Origin of the sequence: Shewanella sp. 5_MG-2023 (assembly GCF_030547465.1) — a bacterium.
GTDB lineage: Bacteria > Pseudomonadota > Gammaproteobacteria > Enterobacterales > Shewanellaceae > Shewanella.
In genome coordinates, this window is sequence record NZ_JAUORC010000010.1 from 65,183 (window position 1) to 81,289 (window position 16,107).

At 43.1% G+C, this 16,107-nt stretch carries 12 protein-coding genes; 5 read left to right on the top strand and 7 right to left on the bottom strand.

All coding sequences use genetic code 11. The features are described from left to right. Window positions 1-258 precede the first annotated feature (258 nt). Complete coding sequence (locus tag Q4557_RS07565) at window positions 259-1,113, top strand: phosphotransferase (RefSeq protein WP_303411851.1); 855 nt, start codon at window positions 259-261, stop codon at window positions 1,111-1,113. A 269-nt stretch (window positions 1,114-1,382) separates the two neighbouring features. On the opposite strand, the gene Q4557_RS07570 is transcribed toward Q4557_RS07565, so the two are convergent. Together Q4557_RS07570 and pmbA are read right to left on the bottom strand one after the other, a co-directional pair. Continuing rightward, window positions 1,383-2,747 (bottom strand): hypothetical protein, encoded by a 1,365-nt coding sequence (locus tag Q4557_RS07570; RefSeq protein WP_102439984.1) that lies wholly within the window; start codon window positions 2,745-2,747, stop codon window positions 1,383-1,385. A 194-nt stretch (window positions 2,748-2,941) separates the two neighbouring features. Next, window positions 2,942-4,285, bottom strand: a complete 1,344-nt coding sequence (gene pmbA, locus Q4557_RS07575; RefSeq protein ID WP_102439985.1) for a metalloprotease PmbA — start codon at window positions 4,283-4,285, stop codon at window positions 2,942-2,944. A 355-nt stretch (window positions 4,286-4,640) separates the two neighbouring features. Between pmbA and yjgA the strand changes: the two genes are divergently transcribed. The 4 genes from yjgA (at window position 4,641) to Q4557_RS07595 (ending at window position 9,507) form a co-directional block, all read left to right on the top strand. Next, window positions 4,641-5,174 carry a ribosome biogenesis factor YjgA gene (yjgA, locus tag Q4557_RS07580; RefSeq protein ID WP_303411939.1) on the top strand — a complete coding sequence of 178 codons (534 nt, stop codon included), beginning with the start codon at window positions 4,641-4,643 and terminating at the stop codon, window positions 5,172-5,174. A gap of 24 nt (window positions 5,175-5,198) precedes the next feature. Then, entirely contained in the window at window positions 5,199-7,745 is a 2,547-nt protein-coding gene (locus Q4557_RS07585) for an Ig-like domain-containing protein (RefSeq protein ID WP_303411854.1), read from the top strand. Window positions 7,746-7,980: 235 nt separating this feature from the next. Beyond that, window positions 7,981-8,859 carry a LysR substrate-binding domain-containing protein gene (locus Q4557_RS07590; RefSeq protein WP_102439987.1) on the top strand — a complete coding sequence of 293 codons (879 nt, stop codon included), beginning with the start codon at window positions 7,981-7,983 and terminating at the stop codon, window positions 8,857-8,859. 150 nt (window positions 8,860-9,009) lie between these two features. Next, complete coding sequence (locus Q4557_RS07595; protein ID WP_102475466.1) at window positions 9,010-9,507, top strand: hypothetical protein; 498 nt, start codon at window positions 9,010-9,012, stop codon at window positions 9,505-9,507. Between the two features lie 197 nt (window positions 9,508-9,704). Here the strand turns inward: Q4557_RS07595 and Q4557_RS07600 are convergent, their stop codons facing one another. From Q4557_RS07600 to tldD, 5 genes are all read right to left on the bottom strand, one after another. Then, entirely contained in the window at window positions 9,705-10,853 is a 1,149-nt protein-coding gene (locus Q4557_RS07600) for an ABC transporter permease (RefSeq protein WP_303411858.1), read from the bottom strand. Continuing rightward, the gene (locus Q4557_RS07605; RefSeq protein ID WP_102439990.1) at window positions 10,850-12,034 is read right to left on the bottom strand and encodes an ABC transporter permease; all 1,185 of its coding nucleotides are present in this window, start codon (window positions 12,032-12,034) and stop codon (window positions 10,850-10,852) included. The genes Q4557_RS07600 and Q4557_RS07605 overlap by 4 nt, the downstream gene beginning before the upstream one ends. Window positions 12,035-12,072: 38 nt before the next feature. Then, the gene (locus Q4557_RS07610; protein WP_303411860.1) at window positions 12,073-13,047 is read right to left on the bottom strand and encodes an HlyD family secretion protein; all 975 of its coding nucleotides are present in this window, start codon (window positions 13,045-13,047) and stop codon (window positions 12,073-12,075) included. Beyond that, entirely contained in the window at window positions 13,037-14,437 is a 1,401-nt protein-coding gene (locus tag Q4557_RS07615) for a TolC family protein (RefSeq protein WP_102475501.1), read from the bottom strand. The genes Q4557_RS07610 and Q4557_RS07615 overlap by 11 nt, the downstream gene beginning before the upstream one ends. 193 nt (window positions 14,438-14,630) lie before the next feature. Continuing rightward, entirely contained in the window at window positions 14,631-16,079 is a 1,449-nt protein-coding gene (tldD, locus tag Q4557_RS07620; RefSeq protein WP_102439992.1) for a metalloprotease TldD, read from the bottom strand. Window positions 16,080-16,107 lie beyond the last annotated feature (28 nt).

The window sequence follows — 16,107 nt, forward strand, 5'->3', positions numbered from 1 at the left end:
TCTCTTATTATTGATATTGTCGATTGATAGTTGCTTGTGGCAATTAAAGATTCAATGATACATTTATGTAAATATATTTAATGTCTATATGATTAAAAGTGCAATACCAGTGTGTGGAGCGATAAAGAAAACCCTTAAAGTACTCATACTTATCAATTACTTAATCGTTAACATTAATCGTAAGCAAACGTATATTCACATTTTAGATATCGGTAAGGCTATGCTAAAAGCAACAATAACAACAATAGAATCCAAATAATGACTTCCCCCATAGCGCAAAAGCGTCTGCAACAGAATCAACAAACACCTCATCAACTCCCCTTGCAAACATGGCAAGCTTCAAGTTGGCCTAAAGCAGCAAACCTTTGGGTAACATCTGTATTGGCAGCTCATAATATTGAGCCAATAGGTGACCTTGTAGAAATAAAGTGCTGGTCTCTAGGGCAGGTTTTACAGCAAGCAACCACTCAAGGTGATGTGTATTTTAAAGCGACGGCTTATTTACCATTATTTTCAAATGAAGCGAAACTTTGTCAAAAGCTGGGTCAATTATTTCCGCAACAGTCGGCCAAAGTGATAGCGATTGATGAAGCAAAGCAATGGATGCTGACAGAGGATTTTGGCGTAGCCTATGAAGATACTGTGCAGCTCACCGCATGGGCTGAGGCTTTTGCTTCGTTTGCACAAATGCAAATACACAGTGCTGATCATATTGACGCAATAGCTCAATCAGGTTGTTTAACTCGCGATATACACAACTTACCGCTACAACTCAAAAGCATATTTGATGATGACAGTATTTTAACAAGGCTGCCAACGTCGATGGCGCTTACCCATCAACAATATCAGGCGATATTAATCTCACTTCAACACTCAATTACAGCCTTGGCGCAATTCAATTTACCCAATACGCTAGTGCATAGTGATTTACACATTGAGAACATCGCTAAGGTAAACGGTCGGCATATTTTCTTTGACTGGAGTGATGGCTGCATTAGTCACCCATTTATTGATGGCACTTACTTATATCGAATGAAAACCACTAATGAACAACAGGCTGTAGTTCATCAGTACTTATCACAATGGCGCCATTTACTCTCAATAGAGCAATGACATGACGCATGGAATATCGCTAAATTCGTTTGCTATGCCCATCAAGCAGTCTCATACGCCCAGATGATTAATCATTTGAAGCAGCATATTCAAGACTTACAAACGGCCTTTAAAAATGCTTTTAAGCGATTGTTTGATATGGCGTTAACGGCAACTTGAACGACATAATTAATTGCTGTTAAAGCTCGCAGCGAGACTCAAATTTAAAAAAATGCCGATAATATTTATCGGCATTTTGATTGATTTACTGTTTTTATGACTCTCAATAACTAAAGCTGTACCAAGTTATACCCAAAAGAGCTGCTGCTATCTGGCATTAATACAAAGCTGTAATTACTTTCACCGTCAAAGCTAATAAAATCAGATTGATATAATAAGGTTTTAGTACCGTTATCTGACTCATAAACCACATTAACTTCATAATTATCATGGAGTAATACTAAGCTATCTTGATCGGTAAAATCCAAATCCGTGATGCTATATTCTGCCGACTCAATCGTCTCCGAGCTGCGAACAAAATACACGCTTAAATCATCATAATCCTGCGATAAATTCACGATATCAACGTTGTTTTCAAAGGCTCTTGGGCGCAAATCATGTTCAATGACCATGCCTTTAATTGTGTCATCTTGGTATAGCAATAAGGTACGGACATCATCTTGATTAAAGGTCACTAGTACATTGTCTAACAGTATTTCTGCAGTGGCTGAATCTGTGACACTGACGCCATAATCATTAAAACCGGTTTGTTGGTAATCGCTTACAGTAAAAGGAGCGATATCAAGTAAGTAATGCGACTCAGCTTTACTGATCACATCGACATCTAAACTACGTTGCTCTAGCCCGTTAAAGACCCGAAAATCTGCAGTAGCATCGATGTTAGTGTAAGACGTTGGCGTTGTGGTTGAATCGACACTGTCGATCACCACTTTTAAATCACCTGAACCAAAACTGTTTCTAATCATAAATTTATAAACAGTTTCTGTGGTTAAGCTCATACTGCTTGTGGTGTAGACCACATTATCTGTACCCTTGTCGGTGAGATAAACAATATAGTCATCAGTGTCGAGCATCAATTCTGAGGTGACTCCACGGTAATCGACACTACCAATCATAGTGGCATCGGCGTATGAGTCAGTGTCGAGGGAAATGTAAGCATCAAATGCCATTTCCTCTGCAGTAACATTGGCAACCAGCACCTGCATTTTACTGTATTCATTATCTTCATCGCTATTGAGGTCATCCATATCCGCGCGGTCATAAATAACCTTGAGTAGCTCCGGCGAGTGATAATCACCATAAAGGACAAATAAATGATTCTCTTCTTTATCTAGATCCATGTCCTCAGAATAAATACTGCTTGAATCACCATTTTCATCTGAACCATAGATCTCCATGGTGACACTACCAGTAGCGTAACTATAGCGGGGCATACTGTCGCTAAACGCCACCGAAGTGTATTCATACTCGTCCATCACCAATGATGTGGCTGTGCTGTTAGCCGACGCATTATAAAACTGGATATAAGCACTATCAGTTTCACTGTTATCATCACTATCAGAAGAATCACAGCCCATCAGAGTTAAGGAGCTCAGTCCCAACATCATTAATCCACACATTTTTTTATCAAACATAACAACTCCATTAACGATTTAACTACATATTAATGGATAGGACTAAGCTTGAGCGTAATCGATTGTCAAGAAGTGTAAAGCTCATAAAGACTATGTAAATTAGAGGGTTCCATTACTCTGACAAAAACAAAAAAACACCGACAAGTCGGTGTTTTAAAGGTTAAGACAGTAAACTTATTACTGCAGTGCAGCGCTTAGCTACCGGCTATTTTCATTTCACTCAGTAAGATACCGCCAGTGCGAATAGATGAACGTAAGTCTCTATCCTTAGCCACACCTTGAATGCCCATGAACATGTCTCTTAAATTGCCTGCAATGGTGATTTCTTCTACTGGGAACTGAATTTCACCGTTCTCAACATAAAATCCAGCAGCGCCGCGAGAGTAATCGCCTGTGACCATATTGACACCTTGGCCCATCACTTCTGTGACGATAAGACCTGTGCCCATGGCTTTTACTAATTCATCAAAGGTTTGGCCGCTATGACTTAAGGTCCAGTTATAAATGCCACCAGCATGACCTGTATTGACTAAATCTAACTTGCGCGCTGAATAACTGGTTAGCAGGTAAGTGGATAAATGGCCAGCATCGATAATATTACGCTGCTGGGTAGCCACACCTTCACTATCATAATTTGCACTGGCTAAAGCGCCAATAAGATGTGGGTTTTCCTCGATGTTAAACCATTCAGGAAACAGCTGCGTATTAATCGAATCTTGTAAAAAACTCGATTTACGGTACAGACTGCTACCACTTATCGCACCGATCAAATGACCCATTAAACCAGTGGCGATTTCAGGCGAAAATAGTACAGGCAGTTTAGCCGTGGGAATTTTACGGGCATTGAGACGACTAGCCGTTTTGTTAGCGGCTAAAATCCCCACTGACTCAGGCGTCATTAACTCATTATATTTACGTGCAATGGTGTAATCATAGTCACGCTGCATGTTGCCATCGTCTTCTTCACCGATCACCACACAACTTAAGCTATAGCGTGAGCTGCAATAGCCTTTTAAAAATCCGTGACTATTGCCATAGACCTTGGCTGCAGTATGAGCATTAGCGGTCGCGCCATCAGAATGCTGCACCCGACTGTCTACTGACAAACTGGCTTCTTCGGCGCGAATGGCTAATTGAGCTAGTTCATCAGGAGTAATATCTTGAGGATGGTATAAATCTAAATCGCGGATGGTTTGCGCCATTAACGCTTTATCAGCAAGGCCACTAAAAGGGTCTGATGAGGTATAACGGGCAATATCATCAGCGGCTTTAACGGCAACGGCAATGGCTTCAGGACTAAGGTCAGAAGTTGAAGAGCTGCCCTTACAACCATCACGATAAACCGTAATACCTAAAGCACCATCTTTATTAAATTCAACGGTTTCAACTTCTTTTTCACGGGTTGAAACCGACAAACCTTGTTGTTTGCTAATGGCAACTTCAGCCGCACTCGTGCCTAACTTTTTTGCATGCTCTAATGCGACAGCAACGGCATCTTGTAACGCCGTTAATTCAGTATCAATATTATTGGTAGACACAAATTTACTCTTTAGTTTCCATTGTTAGGCTTAGCATATCAAATTCAAAACTGTATTGATAACCATCAAAACAAGGATTTACCCACCACAATGGCGCTAAATAAACTAACCTTAAGTTAATCAGTGAGTATCATATTGAATTCTCGCAGATTGATTCTATGAAGCTGGTTGATAAATCGGTCTCTACAGGCTTGCTCTTTTGGCAAGCTGAAGACGATGGTAAGCATCAAAGATTGACCAGCCTTAACATATTTAAAAAATATTCATCGGCTTAAGCTTGAAAACCCGTTATACAGTGGCCTACACCACCCTGAAAGTGCTATTATTCGCCGATATTTATGAGAGGTTTATTACTATGAAAATTGTCGGCGATTCAGATCACTTTAAACAGCCATACGACAATGACGATGAATACGTCAGTAGAACAGAATTTAAAAAAGAAAGCGAAGAAGCTCAAGAGCTTGGCATGCGCTTAATTGCATTAAGTAAAACGCAGCTTGATAAAGTCGAGCTAGAAGAGTTTTTATACGATGCAGTATTAAAAGCCAAAAATATTAAGCAAAAAACAGAAGCCTATCGTCGTCATTTACAATACATTGGCAAACTAATGCGTGGCTATGATCATGAGCCAATCATTAAATCAATCGATAATGTATTGAATAAAAACAATAATGAATCTGCACAGGTTCATAAAATTGAGAAGTTACGTGCCCGCTTATTAGAAAACCCAAACGAAGAAGTTGAAGCTTTACTGGCTGAATATCCGCTTTTTGAACGTCAAAAATTGCGTCAATTAATCAGACAAACCAATAAAGAACTCGCTAAAGGCCCTGAGTCAAAATCATTTATCGAGTTGTTTAAATATTTACGTGCTGGAATAACCGAATAAACACCACTTACAAGGATGTTGCTGATGCCACTAAATACAATAATACGTGCACTGCCTTTTTCTATTGCTTCACTATTTTTAATGACCGCTTGTAATGGGCCTTCTGATGATAACGATACTGGCAGTGGAGGCGAAGGCAGTTACAGCATTAGCCTAAGCTACCAAAGCGTTGTTAATGGTCAATGCGCTGAAACCACTGATGAATTACGCTTTGATGTCACTGAGCGCTTTTGCGCAGTAGCCCAGTTAAAGCAATCCAATAGCAACGTCAGTGGCGCCATTGTCAGCTTTGCCCCAAGTTTTGGTCAAGCCAGCGTTGATAGCACACTAACAAACAGCAGTGGTATCGCCAGCGTATTCATCAGCACCACAGATAATACTGTCGGCGCAGGTACCTTAGTGGTGTCTCATACCCCTACAGATACTGAATCCGAAACTGATGACAGTGTTTCTGCCTCGCGTAATTTTGAATTTATTAATTCAACCACCACGCCAACACCTGAAACCATCACAATCAATGCCAGTATTACTCAGGCAGGGCAAACGGTAACCCGTTTTAAGATTGATCAAGCCGTATTGCTTACGGCAGCAGTTTTAGATGGCAGCAATCAACCAATAGCGGATCAATTAGTGAGCTTTCAGGCTGGCAGCGCCAGTTTATCGCCAAATACCGCCTTAACCTCTGCTGATGGTATTGCCAGTGTCAGTTATACCCCAACCAGCAGTGAACTTGGCGCTTATAACTTAATTGCCAGCACCGACTTTGATGGCACCACGATTTCAGGCAGCAGTGCTTATGAAGTGCTAAGTGGCGATGAAGTAATCCCTGAAGGTACAATTAAGTTTGGTTATATTGTTGACCCTGACACATTCATTGAAAGTAAGCTTGGTTCAACCTTACCCGCTGATGACCCCGAAGCAGATCCTCTAACCTACACCATTGGTGCTGGGGCAAGTTTTGGCGTTTATGCTGATGTGATTGTTGAAGCGGCTGACGGTACATTCGAGCCATTACAAACACCCGTAAGCGTATCGTTTAGTTCTGATTGCGTCACCAATGGTGATGCGAGTCTTGATACCCCGGTTACGACATCCTCAGGCAGAGCCAACTCAACCTTTCAAGATAGCAGTTGCAGTGGCAACAGTATTCGCAGTCAACAAATTATCGCTGCAGCCGTTATTGGTAATGACACCTACAACGCCAGCTTCGATTTCTCTTTAGATCGCCAAACTTTAGGTAGCTTGAGCTTTATCTCTGCAGAGCCAAACCAAATTCGCATTAAAGGCGCTGGCGGTACAGGTTCTACTGAAAGCTCATTAGTGACTTTCTTAATCAGTAGCGCTAATGGTCAACCTGCAGCGCAGCAAACCGTGACCTTTGGTTTAGACACCGTTATCGGCGGCTTAGTTTTTGCCAATGATGAAACCACAGCAAAAGCGACCAGTAATGCCAACGGATTAGTTAGCGTTACAGTGCAATCTGGCACAGTGCCGACCCCAGTGAGAGTGTCAGCCTCTGCAGAAGATACAGATTCGGGCATCATCATTACCACCCAATCAGAACAGTTAACGGTTAATACAGGTCTACCTCAACAACTGGGCTTTAACATTTCTCCTTCTTTATTTAACCCTGAAGCGGCTAACGTCAACGGTGTTGAAGTCACCATGACCGCCTATGCCTCTGACAGCTTTGGTAATCCAGCGCCTGATGACACTACGGTTAATTTCACCACCGAGGGCGGCCAAATTCAGCCGTCATGTTTAACAGTAAATGGCAGCTGTTCAGTGGTTTGGACCTCAACTGATCCACGTCCTACAGATCATCGCGTGACCGTATTGGCTTATGCATTAGGTCATGAGACCTTCTTTGATACCAATGGTAATAATATTTATGATGATGCCGATGGCGGCGCAATCGCTGAGGCATGTTTAAAACCAAATGGTGATCCAACAGCATGTACCGGTAACGGTATGGACATTGAAACCTACCATCAAGGTGGTTTTAGTGACTTAGGTGATGCCTTCAGGGATGATGATGAATCTGGTGCCTATGTTTCCGGTAAACCTTTTTTCAGCGCATCAGGTAATAACAGCTATTCTGGTCCTGACGGCAAATTCAACGGCCCACAATGTGAAGGTAGTTTATGTGGCGAAGACCAAGCAAACAAAACTTACATTCGCGCGGCAACGGTATTAACCATGTCAGGTTCTGAAGCGACCATTATCACCACTGATACTGATAGCACACCATTCACAGAACTCGCCGTCTCACCAGAGAGCATGACTACGGTGAAAGTTGAACTGTATGACAGTGCCAATCAAATGATGCCAGCAGGTTCCACCTTAACCGTGGCAGCGATAGATGGCTCAATTGCATTTAATGGCTATACCGTACCCAATGCCACTTGCTTTAGTTTTGCAGAAGGCGACCCAACACATGCATGTAGTCAAGAAGCCACTCAATTTAGCTATACCGCACCCGATGAAACAGGTGAAGATACCATCACTTTAACAGTGACAACACCCGGTGGACTTAAAACTGAGCGGTTTATGAAAGTGACTATTGAATAGACTTATTAGACCCGCATAAATAGAAAGGCCTGCAATTGCAGGCCTTAATTTTATGTGGCCTTAGCCTTATTCAGGAAAGTTGGCACATCAAGCTAATGCACCAAATAAGTGCTTAAAGAAGCACTATTGGTAACTACGACTAATAATTAAACCTTTAAATACCTGTTTTATCTACAATATTTAGTTGGTCTAGTCTTTGCTTAGCCTGCATCGACTTTAGTAAAAAGGATTTTAAATGCTACCTTTACATACCTCATTACGAGGTTTGCGTTGTTTTTGTGTTGCAGCCGAATGTCTCAGTTTTAAAGAGACTGCTCAAAAATTATTTCTCACCCCTTCAGCGGTGAGCCATCAAATTAAACAGCTAGAAGAAAACCTACAACAGCAATTATTTATTCGCCAAACTCGCTCAATCACTTTGACAGAAACAGGAATGCGCTTTTATCAACAAATTACCCCGTTAATGCTGCAGCTGACCGAAACAGTCAATAACTTCAATAATGCCCACACCATGCATGAAGTCAGTATTTCAATGCCAGAATTTTTTGCCAGTGAGCTGTTTGTACCGCAACTGGTGGGTTGGTCAAACGAATATCCTAATATTAATTTAAAGCTCGAAACCGTTAAAACCCGCGCCAAACAAACGGCCAATACAGATCTGTCGATCGTGTTATCTGGTAGTCGCCAAGACCCTGATAAATCGTATGATTTATTTCCGCTTAATTATGTTCCAGCCTGTAACCCAGCACTGTTTAACAGGCTTGAACATAAAGGCTTTAGCGCCCTGTTAGAAGTCCCGTTAATCATGCATCAGGCAAGACCCTATGCCTGGCATCAATGGGCTGAAAGTGTTGGCCTTGATCATTTCAAACCCAAACAAATCATTCAATTAGACAGTATGTTTAGCGTCGCAAGAGCTGCTGAGCAAGGTTTAGGCATCGCATTAATCCCGCTGCCTATCAGTAAATCATGGTTTGAAAACAATCAGTTAATTTCATTGTTTGAGCAATCTTTAACCAGTCACGACCGCTATTATCTGATCAACCATAACAATGTCACCAAGCCTGAAGTGCAGTTACTTATTGATTGGGTTGTCGCCCGCTTCCATTTTTAAACCACCTCACCAGGGCTGACTAATAGGTTAACCACTGCATGAGTGAATAAATCTCACTTATCAAATTGATTTATCTCGTTTGTCAGCCTCAGACTTTTTTCCTAAATTAGCCCTGTAGCAACTAGCTACTACCTATAAAGGAATATAACCATGAAAAAATCAACACTCTCTATCATCACCGCAGCTGGTTTATTATTATCAAGCTCTGCTGTGATGGCCAATGCCATCGAAACGAGCAAATATAAAATGGTACTTATTGAAGACACACCTGGAGTTGATGCCATTCAATCTGGTGACATCAGTGAAGGCATCGCCCTAACAGAAGCTGCCACCGCCACTGTCATTGACAAATACACTCGCAGTTTGAGTCTTTGTGTTGGCTACACTAAGCTTTCAAAGTTTGATATTGCTGAAACAGCTTGTACTGAAGCGGTAGAAATGGCCAATAAGGCTGCTAAGTTACCCTCAATGCAAATGCGAGCTTATGCCTACAATAACCGTGGTGTTATGAAGTTAATGGCTAATGATAATCTAGGCGCACTGGCTGATTTTAAGAAAGCAGCAAAAGCCAACCATGAGCCAATTTACCAACATAACTTAAGTCGCTTAGAAGCGGAATTAAGTCGCTCTGAAACAGGAACGTTATAATTTGGAAGACGATCAACAGCGACAGCAAAGCTTAATGATTAAGCTCAAAGACATGAAAAACAAAATAGGTATATTTCATCTGAATATACCTATTTTTATTTATCAAAAAAATATCAATATCACGATCACTGGATAATTAAGCTCAATACGCCATAATTAACCAGCTAATTCACAGCCCTAAAGGCCGCCACTCAAAACTAAGCACTGGCCCCTTCCTTACTAAATAATCGACGTCTTACGCCAATATAAGCCAGCAAGCTAAACAGTAAAAATAAGCCCCACATTTGCAGCCACATTGGCATGATGGCATCCCATGAGGCGCCCATTTGATTTAACTGCAACATACCCATAATGGCAGGTACAGCAGGGATAATTTGCGAAGCTTGCACTAACGGCTCAGGAATTAATGCCAGCGGCCACACAAAGCCTGAGACAAATAAAATCGGCATTGAGACCAATAATAATACCTGAGTGGGTAAATCTCGTCTGACAAATAAACAGCTTAATGCTACCCCGCAAGCCGCAGTCGATAATATAAATGGCACCATAAACAGCAACACTTGGCCTAAACTCGCTTGCACACTAACGCCGTAAAAGTAGTAGCAATAGCCCAAATAAAAACATGAAAAAAAGCTATAAATTAAACTGAAAACGGCTATTCGTGCGGTGATCAACGCCAGTGGCGATACCTGCTGCCAATAGCCCTGTTTACGCCATTGGCCTGCGCCTAAAATACTGGCACCTATCAAGAGGGTTTGATGCAAGATCAGTAAAAATAATCCCGGCACCACATAAGGGGTATAGCCTAAACTTGGATTAAATGCCGGCACACTATTTAAATTGACTGAATTAAGATCTTGTTGAATTTGCTGCGGATTCTCGCCCCGCGCCAGTAAGCCTATCATTTGCACTTGTTTACTGGCATCCATGCCTGCTGCCACTAACCCTTCTGCTACCGCAGAATAAATTAAGAAGTAACTGGCATCACCACCGTAACTTAAGGTTGCCCCTTTACCCAGCAGTAGGTTACGCCTAAAGCCTTCTGGAATAACCAATAAACCAAAGGCATCGCCGTTAGCAATCCACTGCTGCGCCTCATTGATGCTGGCCACTTGGCTGACTATTTTGATTTTGGGGCTGGCATCGGCATGACGCACTAACTGTCTGCTCAATGAAGAGTTATCATGATCTACCACGACAATTTTTTGCTCGGTAGGGACTTGATGTAAATAAGGCAGAGGGTATAACACCGAGTAAAACAGTAAGCCGCCAAAAACCGTCAGTACAATATCTTTATCACTTAACAGCGCTTTAAAATCAGCGATAACAAGTTGCAACCAATTCATCGTGCCTCCTGCTGTTGGCTCACAACAGCTAACGACTCAGCACTATTTACCGGCGCTTGTTTTTGACGAATGATTTTTGCTAATAACCAAGCAATAGGCAATAACACGAGAAAATATAACAAGGAGCTAGATTGCAATAATACCTGCCCAGCCTCGGCGCCATAGCTAACCACAATAACATGGGTGTCCATATAATGACTTGAAGGCATTAACAATCGCCACCACTGCGCCAATTGCGGCATATCATTAACTGGAAATGTAATCCCCATAAAGGCAAATGCTGGCGCAAACATCGCCGAGCCCATACTGATACTGCCAGCAGGCTCGCGCATAACCACCACCACTAATATGACCAATAGCCACAAGGCCCCTAGCATCATGGCCTGAGTCAGTACTAACAAGCCTAAGCTGCCAGCAATGGGTAAGCCTAAATAGCCATATAACCAAACTAAAATAAAGCCGCCATGGAGCAACATGATTGGCGTGTAGAGCATGACTTTAGTGGCCACTAATTGCCAAAAATTATCAGGCAATAAGCATTTATCTTCACCTTTGATCAAACTAGCATTTAAGCTATTCACGAACACCATCATTGATAATAACTGCAGCAATGCAATTAATACTGGCGGCACTAAAAATCCGACGTAGTTATTATTACGATTAAATAAAGCCGTGGTTTGACTGGTCACTGGGGATAAATTTACTGCAACAGATGCTTTATTGGCACCGCCTAAAAGTTGTTTTAGCCCCGCCACTTGCATTAACCCTGAGCCAAGGCTTAATTGTAATTGACTGGATAACAACTTACCGACTAATAAGAACTGGCTGTTATAACGAATATCTATGGTCGGGCTAGCGCCTGTTAATAAGCCATGCTTAAACTGATGGGGGTACACTACCAGCGCATAGACCTCTGCAGTACTCATAGCTTCTTGAGCCAGTGCCAGATTAGGATAAGTTTTAGGGCTGATAACGGAGTTAGCACTGAGGTTGCGAGTCAATGTTCGCGTTAGCTGGCTGTTATCTAAATCAACCACTGCTACGGGTAATTGTCGTGGTAAACCTGCACTAAATAGCCACCATAAACACAACATGCTGATGATGGGAATGTAAGTCACCAAGGCTAATTGCCAAGGTGAGTTCCACAGTGTCTTGAGTTCTTTCTGTAATAAAGCTCCCATGAGCGCCTCTAGCCTCTACTGGCTTGTAAATGCTGAGATTAATCTAATGTCAGTAATACTGACATGCCCACTCTAAGATCATCAATGGCTTCATTGGGGCGCAGCTCGACTTGAAAAGTACGCATATCAAAGTCGTGACCACTTTCAGTGGAGCGCCAAGTCGCAAAACTGCCCATCACACTGATGTGCGCCACTGTAAAGTCCGTGGTCAGTTTTAATGCCGGAATGGTTAGCGACACAACATTGCCCACTTTAAACTCAGCCAATTGGTCTTCACGTAGTTGCAATACGGCCCAGGCATCCGACATATCAATTAAACTGACCACAGGAAAACCACTTGGGGCTAACTCGCCAGCTTGTAATAACACGTCACTGACCTCAGCCACTTTAGGTGAGCGCATTTGACTGTCGGCTAAAATGGCATTTACTTCTTTAACTGCGCCTTCTGCCATACGGGCATTACCCGCAGCAGCCGCTTTGGTCTCGACTCGGGCGCCTTCATCAGCCATTTCATACATAGCTAATGCCGCTTGCTGGGTGTATTTGGCAGCTTGCCATTGGGTAAAGGCTTCATCACGTTTTTGTCTGGCTACCACACCTTCATCAAACAAGTTTTCAACTCGTTGATAGGTGGTTTGCATTAACTCTGTTGCGGCTTTGGCTTTTAACCATTGCTCTTTTGCTGCGGTGACTTGCTGCTGTCTTGCACCATTATCGGCTTCCTGTTGCATGGCGTTAGCGGCATCTCGACCGCCCTCAGCTTGCATTAATTTAGCGTCTAATTCAGGGCTATTAATGGCAAATAATAAGTCACCAATAGCCACTTTATCACCGCGCCTAACCATGACTTGCTCAACGCGGCCGGGCACTTTTGATGAAATATTGTATTCTCTGGCCTCGATTTGGCCCTGCAATACACTGGGTTTAGGCTCAAAAGCCAATCTCAAGCCGTTAGCTAATATGCCCACCAAAAAAATAATGGCGATAACTGCAATAATCTTATTAGCCCGCATGTTGGCTCTCCTGTAATTGGGTTCGACCGATAAATTCATCCACTTGACCACTAATGGCCATTAATCTGGCATAAGCTTGCACATAGCGATATTGCGCCCCCAGTTGTTGGGTTTTAACGGCGCTAAGTTTAAGCTCTGCATCAACCCGATCAATTGAGGTTGATAAGCCTTGGTTAAAGGCAAGTTCACGTAATCTAAGATTTTCGGTAGCGAGAGCTAAAGAGGCATTAAGGGCGTTAACTTCTTCATCTGCTTGCTGGAGTTGGCGATAGCTTTGATCCACCAGCAGGCTTAAGTCTTGCTGAGTTTGCGCCTTAGTATGCTTAGCTTGCAACAAGGCGCTTTGGGCGGCTTTGACTTTACCGCTGCGGCCATCACGGCTAAATATTGGCACATTTACGCCTAATCCAACCATCCAGTCGGGTTCAATTTGCGAAAATAAACTATCGTCCTCGTAAAGGGTGTAATTACCGTATAAAAATACGGTGGGATGATACTTACCCTTTTCGAGTTTAATTAGCCCATTCGCTTGGGTTTCTTTAGCCTCCAGCAGTTTTAGCGCAGGGTGCTGGCTGATGGTTAACTGGCTTAAGCGCGGCAATGATGGCGGCTGCGCCAGTGAGAATAACCCCGATGTAGGAGTAGCATTGCTCAGCTGCAACATTCTCGATAAAGCAATGGTCGACATTTCATATTGGCGTTGGGAGCTGCCTAAATTAACTTTGGCATTTTCTAGCGCCACTTGGGCATTTAAGCGCTCAACTTTGGCAATCTGCCCTTCGCGCTCTAATTTCTGCGCGTGTGACGCGTGCTCGGTTAACGAATCAACCAACTGTTGATTCGTTTGCACTAAGGTTTTGGTCACTGCTACTGCAAAGTAGCGATCGACAAGCTGGGTAAACAGCTCGCGGCTGACTAAGGCGTACTGATGCTTTTTTTCTTCCACTTGGGCGGCTTGAATACCTTGAGCCGCAGTAATTTGTCCACCAGTATAAATTGGCCACATGGCTTTTAAACTGGCTCGAAAAACGTCTTGCTCGGTAAACGGGGTCACAAACAGTGAGCCGGGGATCGCACCAATGATATTGCCAAGGGCTGGCGGCAGAGCGGCGGGATCTAATGATGCAATGGGATTAAGATCCCGTAAATCAAGTTCTACGGGTTTTTCTAAGCGGGTATAACTTCCTGATAGATCAAGCGAGGGCAAACTTAAGTCTTTGCCCGCATCTTGCTCCGCTTCAGCGCGGCTGACTTCTTGAGATTGCGCCTTTAACTTATCACTGACCGTTAGCAGTTGTTGCCAAGCCTGATTAAAAGCCAAGGGCTCAGCCTGAGCTGCGCTAATAACGCTGATCCCCACAACTAAAAATGCGGCAAAACGACTGCACATAATACGATTACAAATGACCAAATAGCCCATTACACCACCCTGATTAGATTTTTTACTCTATGTTATTAGCAAGTCGTGACTAACTTTACTTTTTACATCAACAACAGTTAGTTAAGTGTAGCTAAATATAAAGCAATGTCGATTAGAATGGCCTAAATAACTAAGGTGCTATTAAGGCACCTTGGTTTCATTGTTAAGCAGTGCCGCCAACGGTTAAACTGTCTAACTTCAAGGTAGGTTGCCCCACCCCAACTGGTACACTTTGACCATCTTTACCGCACACGCCGACACCTTGATCTAAGGCCAGATCATTACCCACCATAGATATTTGGCTCATGGCTTCTGGGCCGTTGCCAATAAGCGTAGCCCCTTTAATTGCTTGGGTGACTTCGCCATTTTCAATCAGGTAGGCTTCTGAGGCTGAGAACACAAATTTGCCTGAGGTAATATCCACTTGGCCGCCACCAAAATTAGGCGCATAAATGCCTTTCTCTACTGACTTGATCATTTCTTCAGGCGTTGAAGTGCCAGCTTCCATATAGGTATTAGTCATACGTGGCATTGGCAGGTGCGCATAAGATTCACGGCGGCCGTTACCGGTTGTCGGCTCGCCCATTAGACGCGCATTAAGCTTATCTTGCATATAGCCCTTTAAAATACCATTTTCGATTAAGGTGGTCTTTTGGGTTGGCACCCCTTCATCATCAATACTTAATGAACCACGGCGATTAACAATGGTGCCATCATCCACTACGGTAACTAATTCTGAGGCCACTTGCTGACCGACTTTACCGCTAAAGGCACTGCTGCCTTTACGGTTAAAGTCACCTTCTAAACCGTGACCTACTGCTTCATGCAGCAATACGCCAGGCCAGCCGTTACCCAGTACTACGGCCATTTCACCTGCTGGGGCATCAATAGCATTGATATTCACTTGGGCTTGACGCACCGCTTCACGGGCAAAGTCAAAACACACAGGTAAACCGGCGTCATCAGTTGCCATAAATACGCTGTAATCATGACGACCGCCGCCACCTGCACTACCGCGCTCACGCTTACCGTTATCTTCTAAAATAACACTACAATTAAAGCGCACTAACGGACGAATATCCGCTGCTAAGGTGCCATCACTGGCAGCCACTAAAATTTCTTCATGTACGCCAGACAAGCTCACTACCACTTGAATAATGCGGCTATCTAGGCTACGAATATAGGCATCAGTTTGCTTGAGCAAATTAATTTTTGGCGCTTCTTCCATGGCCGCTATGGGGTCATCACTACTGTAAAGCTTATGGGTGTCATGACGTTTAAAGGCATGTACTTTGTGCTCTTGGCCCGCCAAGGCAATGCCTCTTGCCGCTTCTGCTGCTGCGCGTAATGCTGCTGGATTAATTTCATCAGCATAAGCGAAACCGGTTTTCTCGCCAGTAATGGCACGAACACCGACTCCGCGCTCAATATGAAAGCTACCTTCTTTGATAATGCCATCTTCAAGCGCCCAGGTTTCATGGCGGCTGCCTTGAAAATATAAATCTGAAAAATCAATATTATGCTGATGAATAATGTTCAGATAATCTTGCAGCCCGTCAAGGGTGAGTGCGCCTTGTAATAAACTTTGTTCTACTTGAGCTAAAAATGGCATTAATTCTCTCTTTAAGCCCCATGGCCTG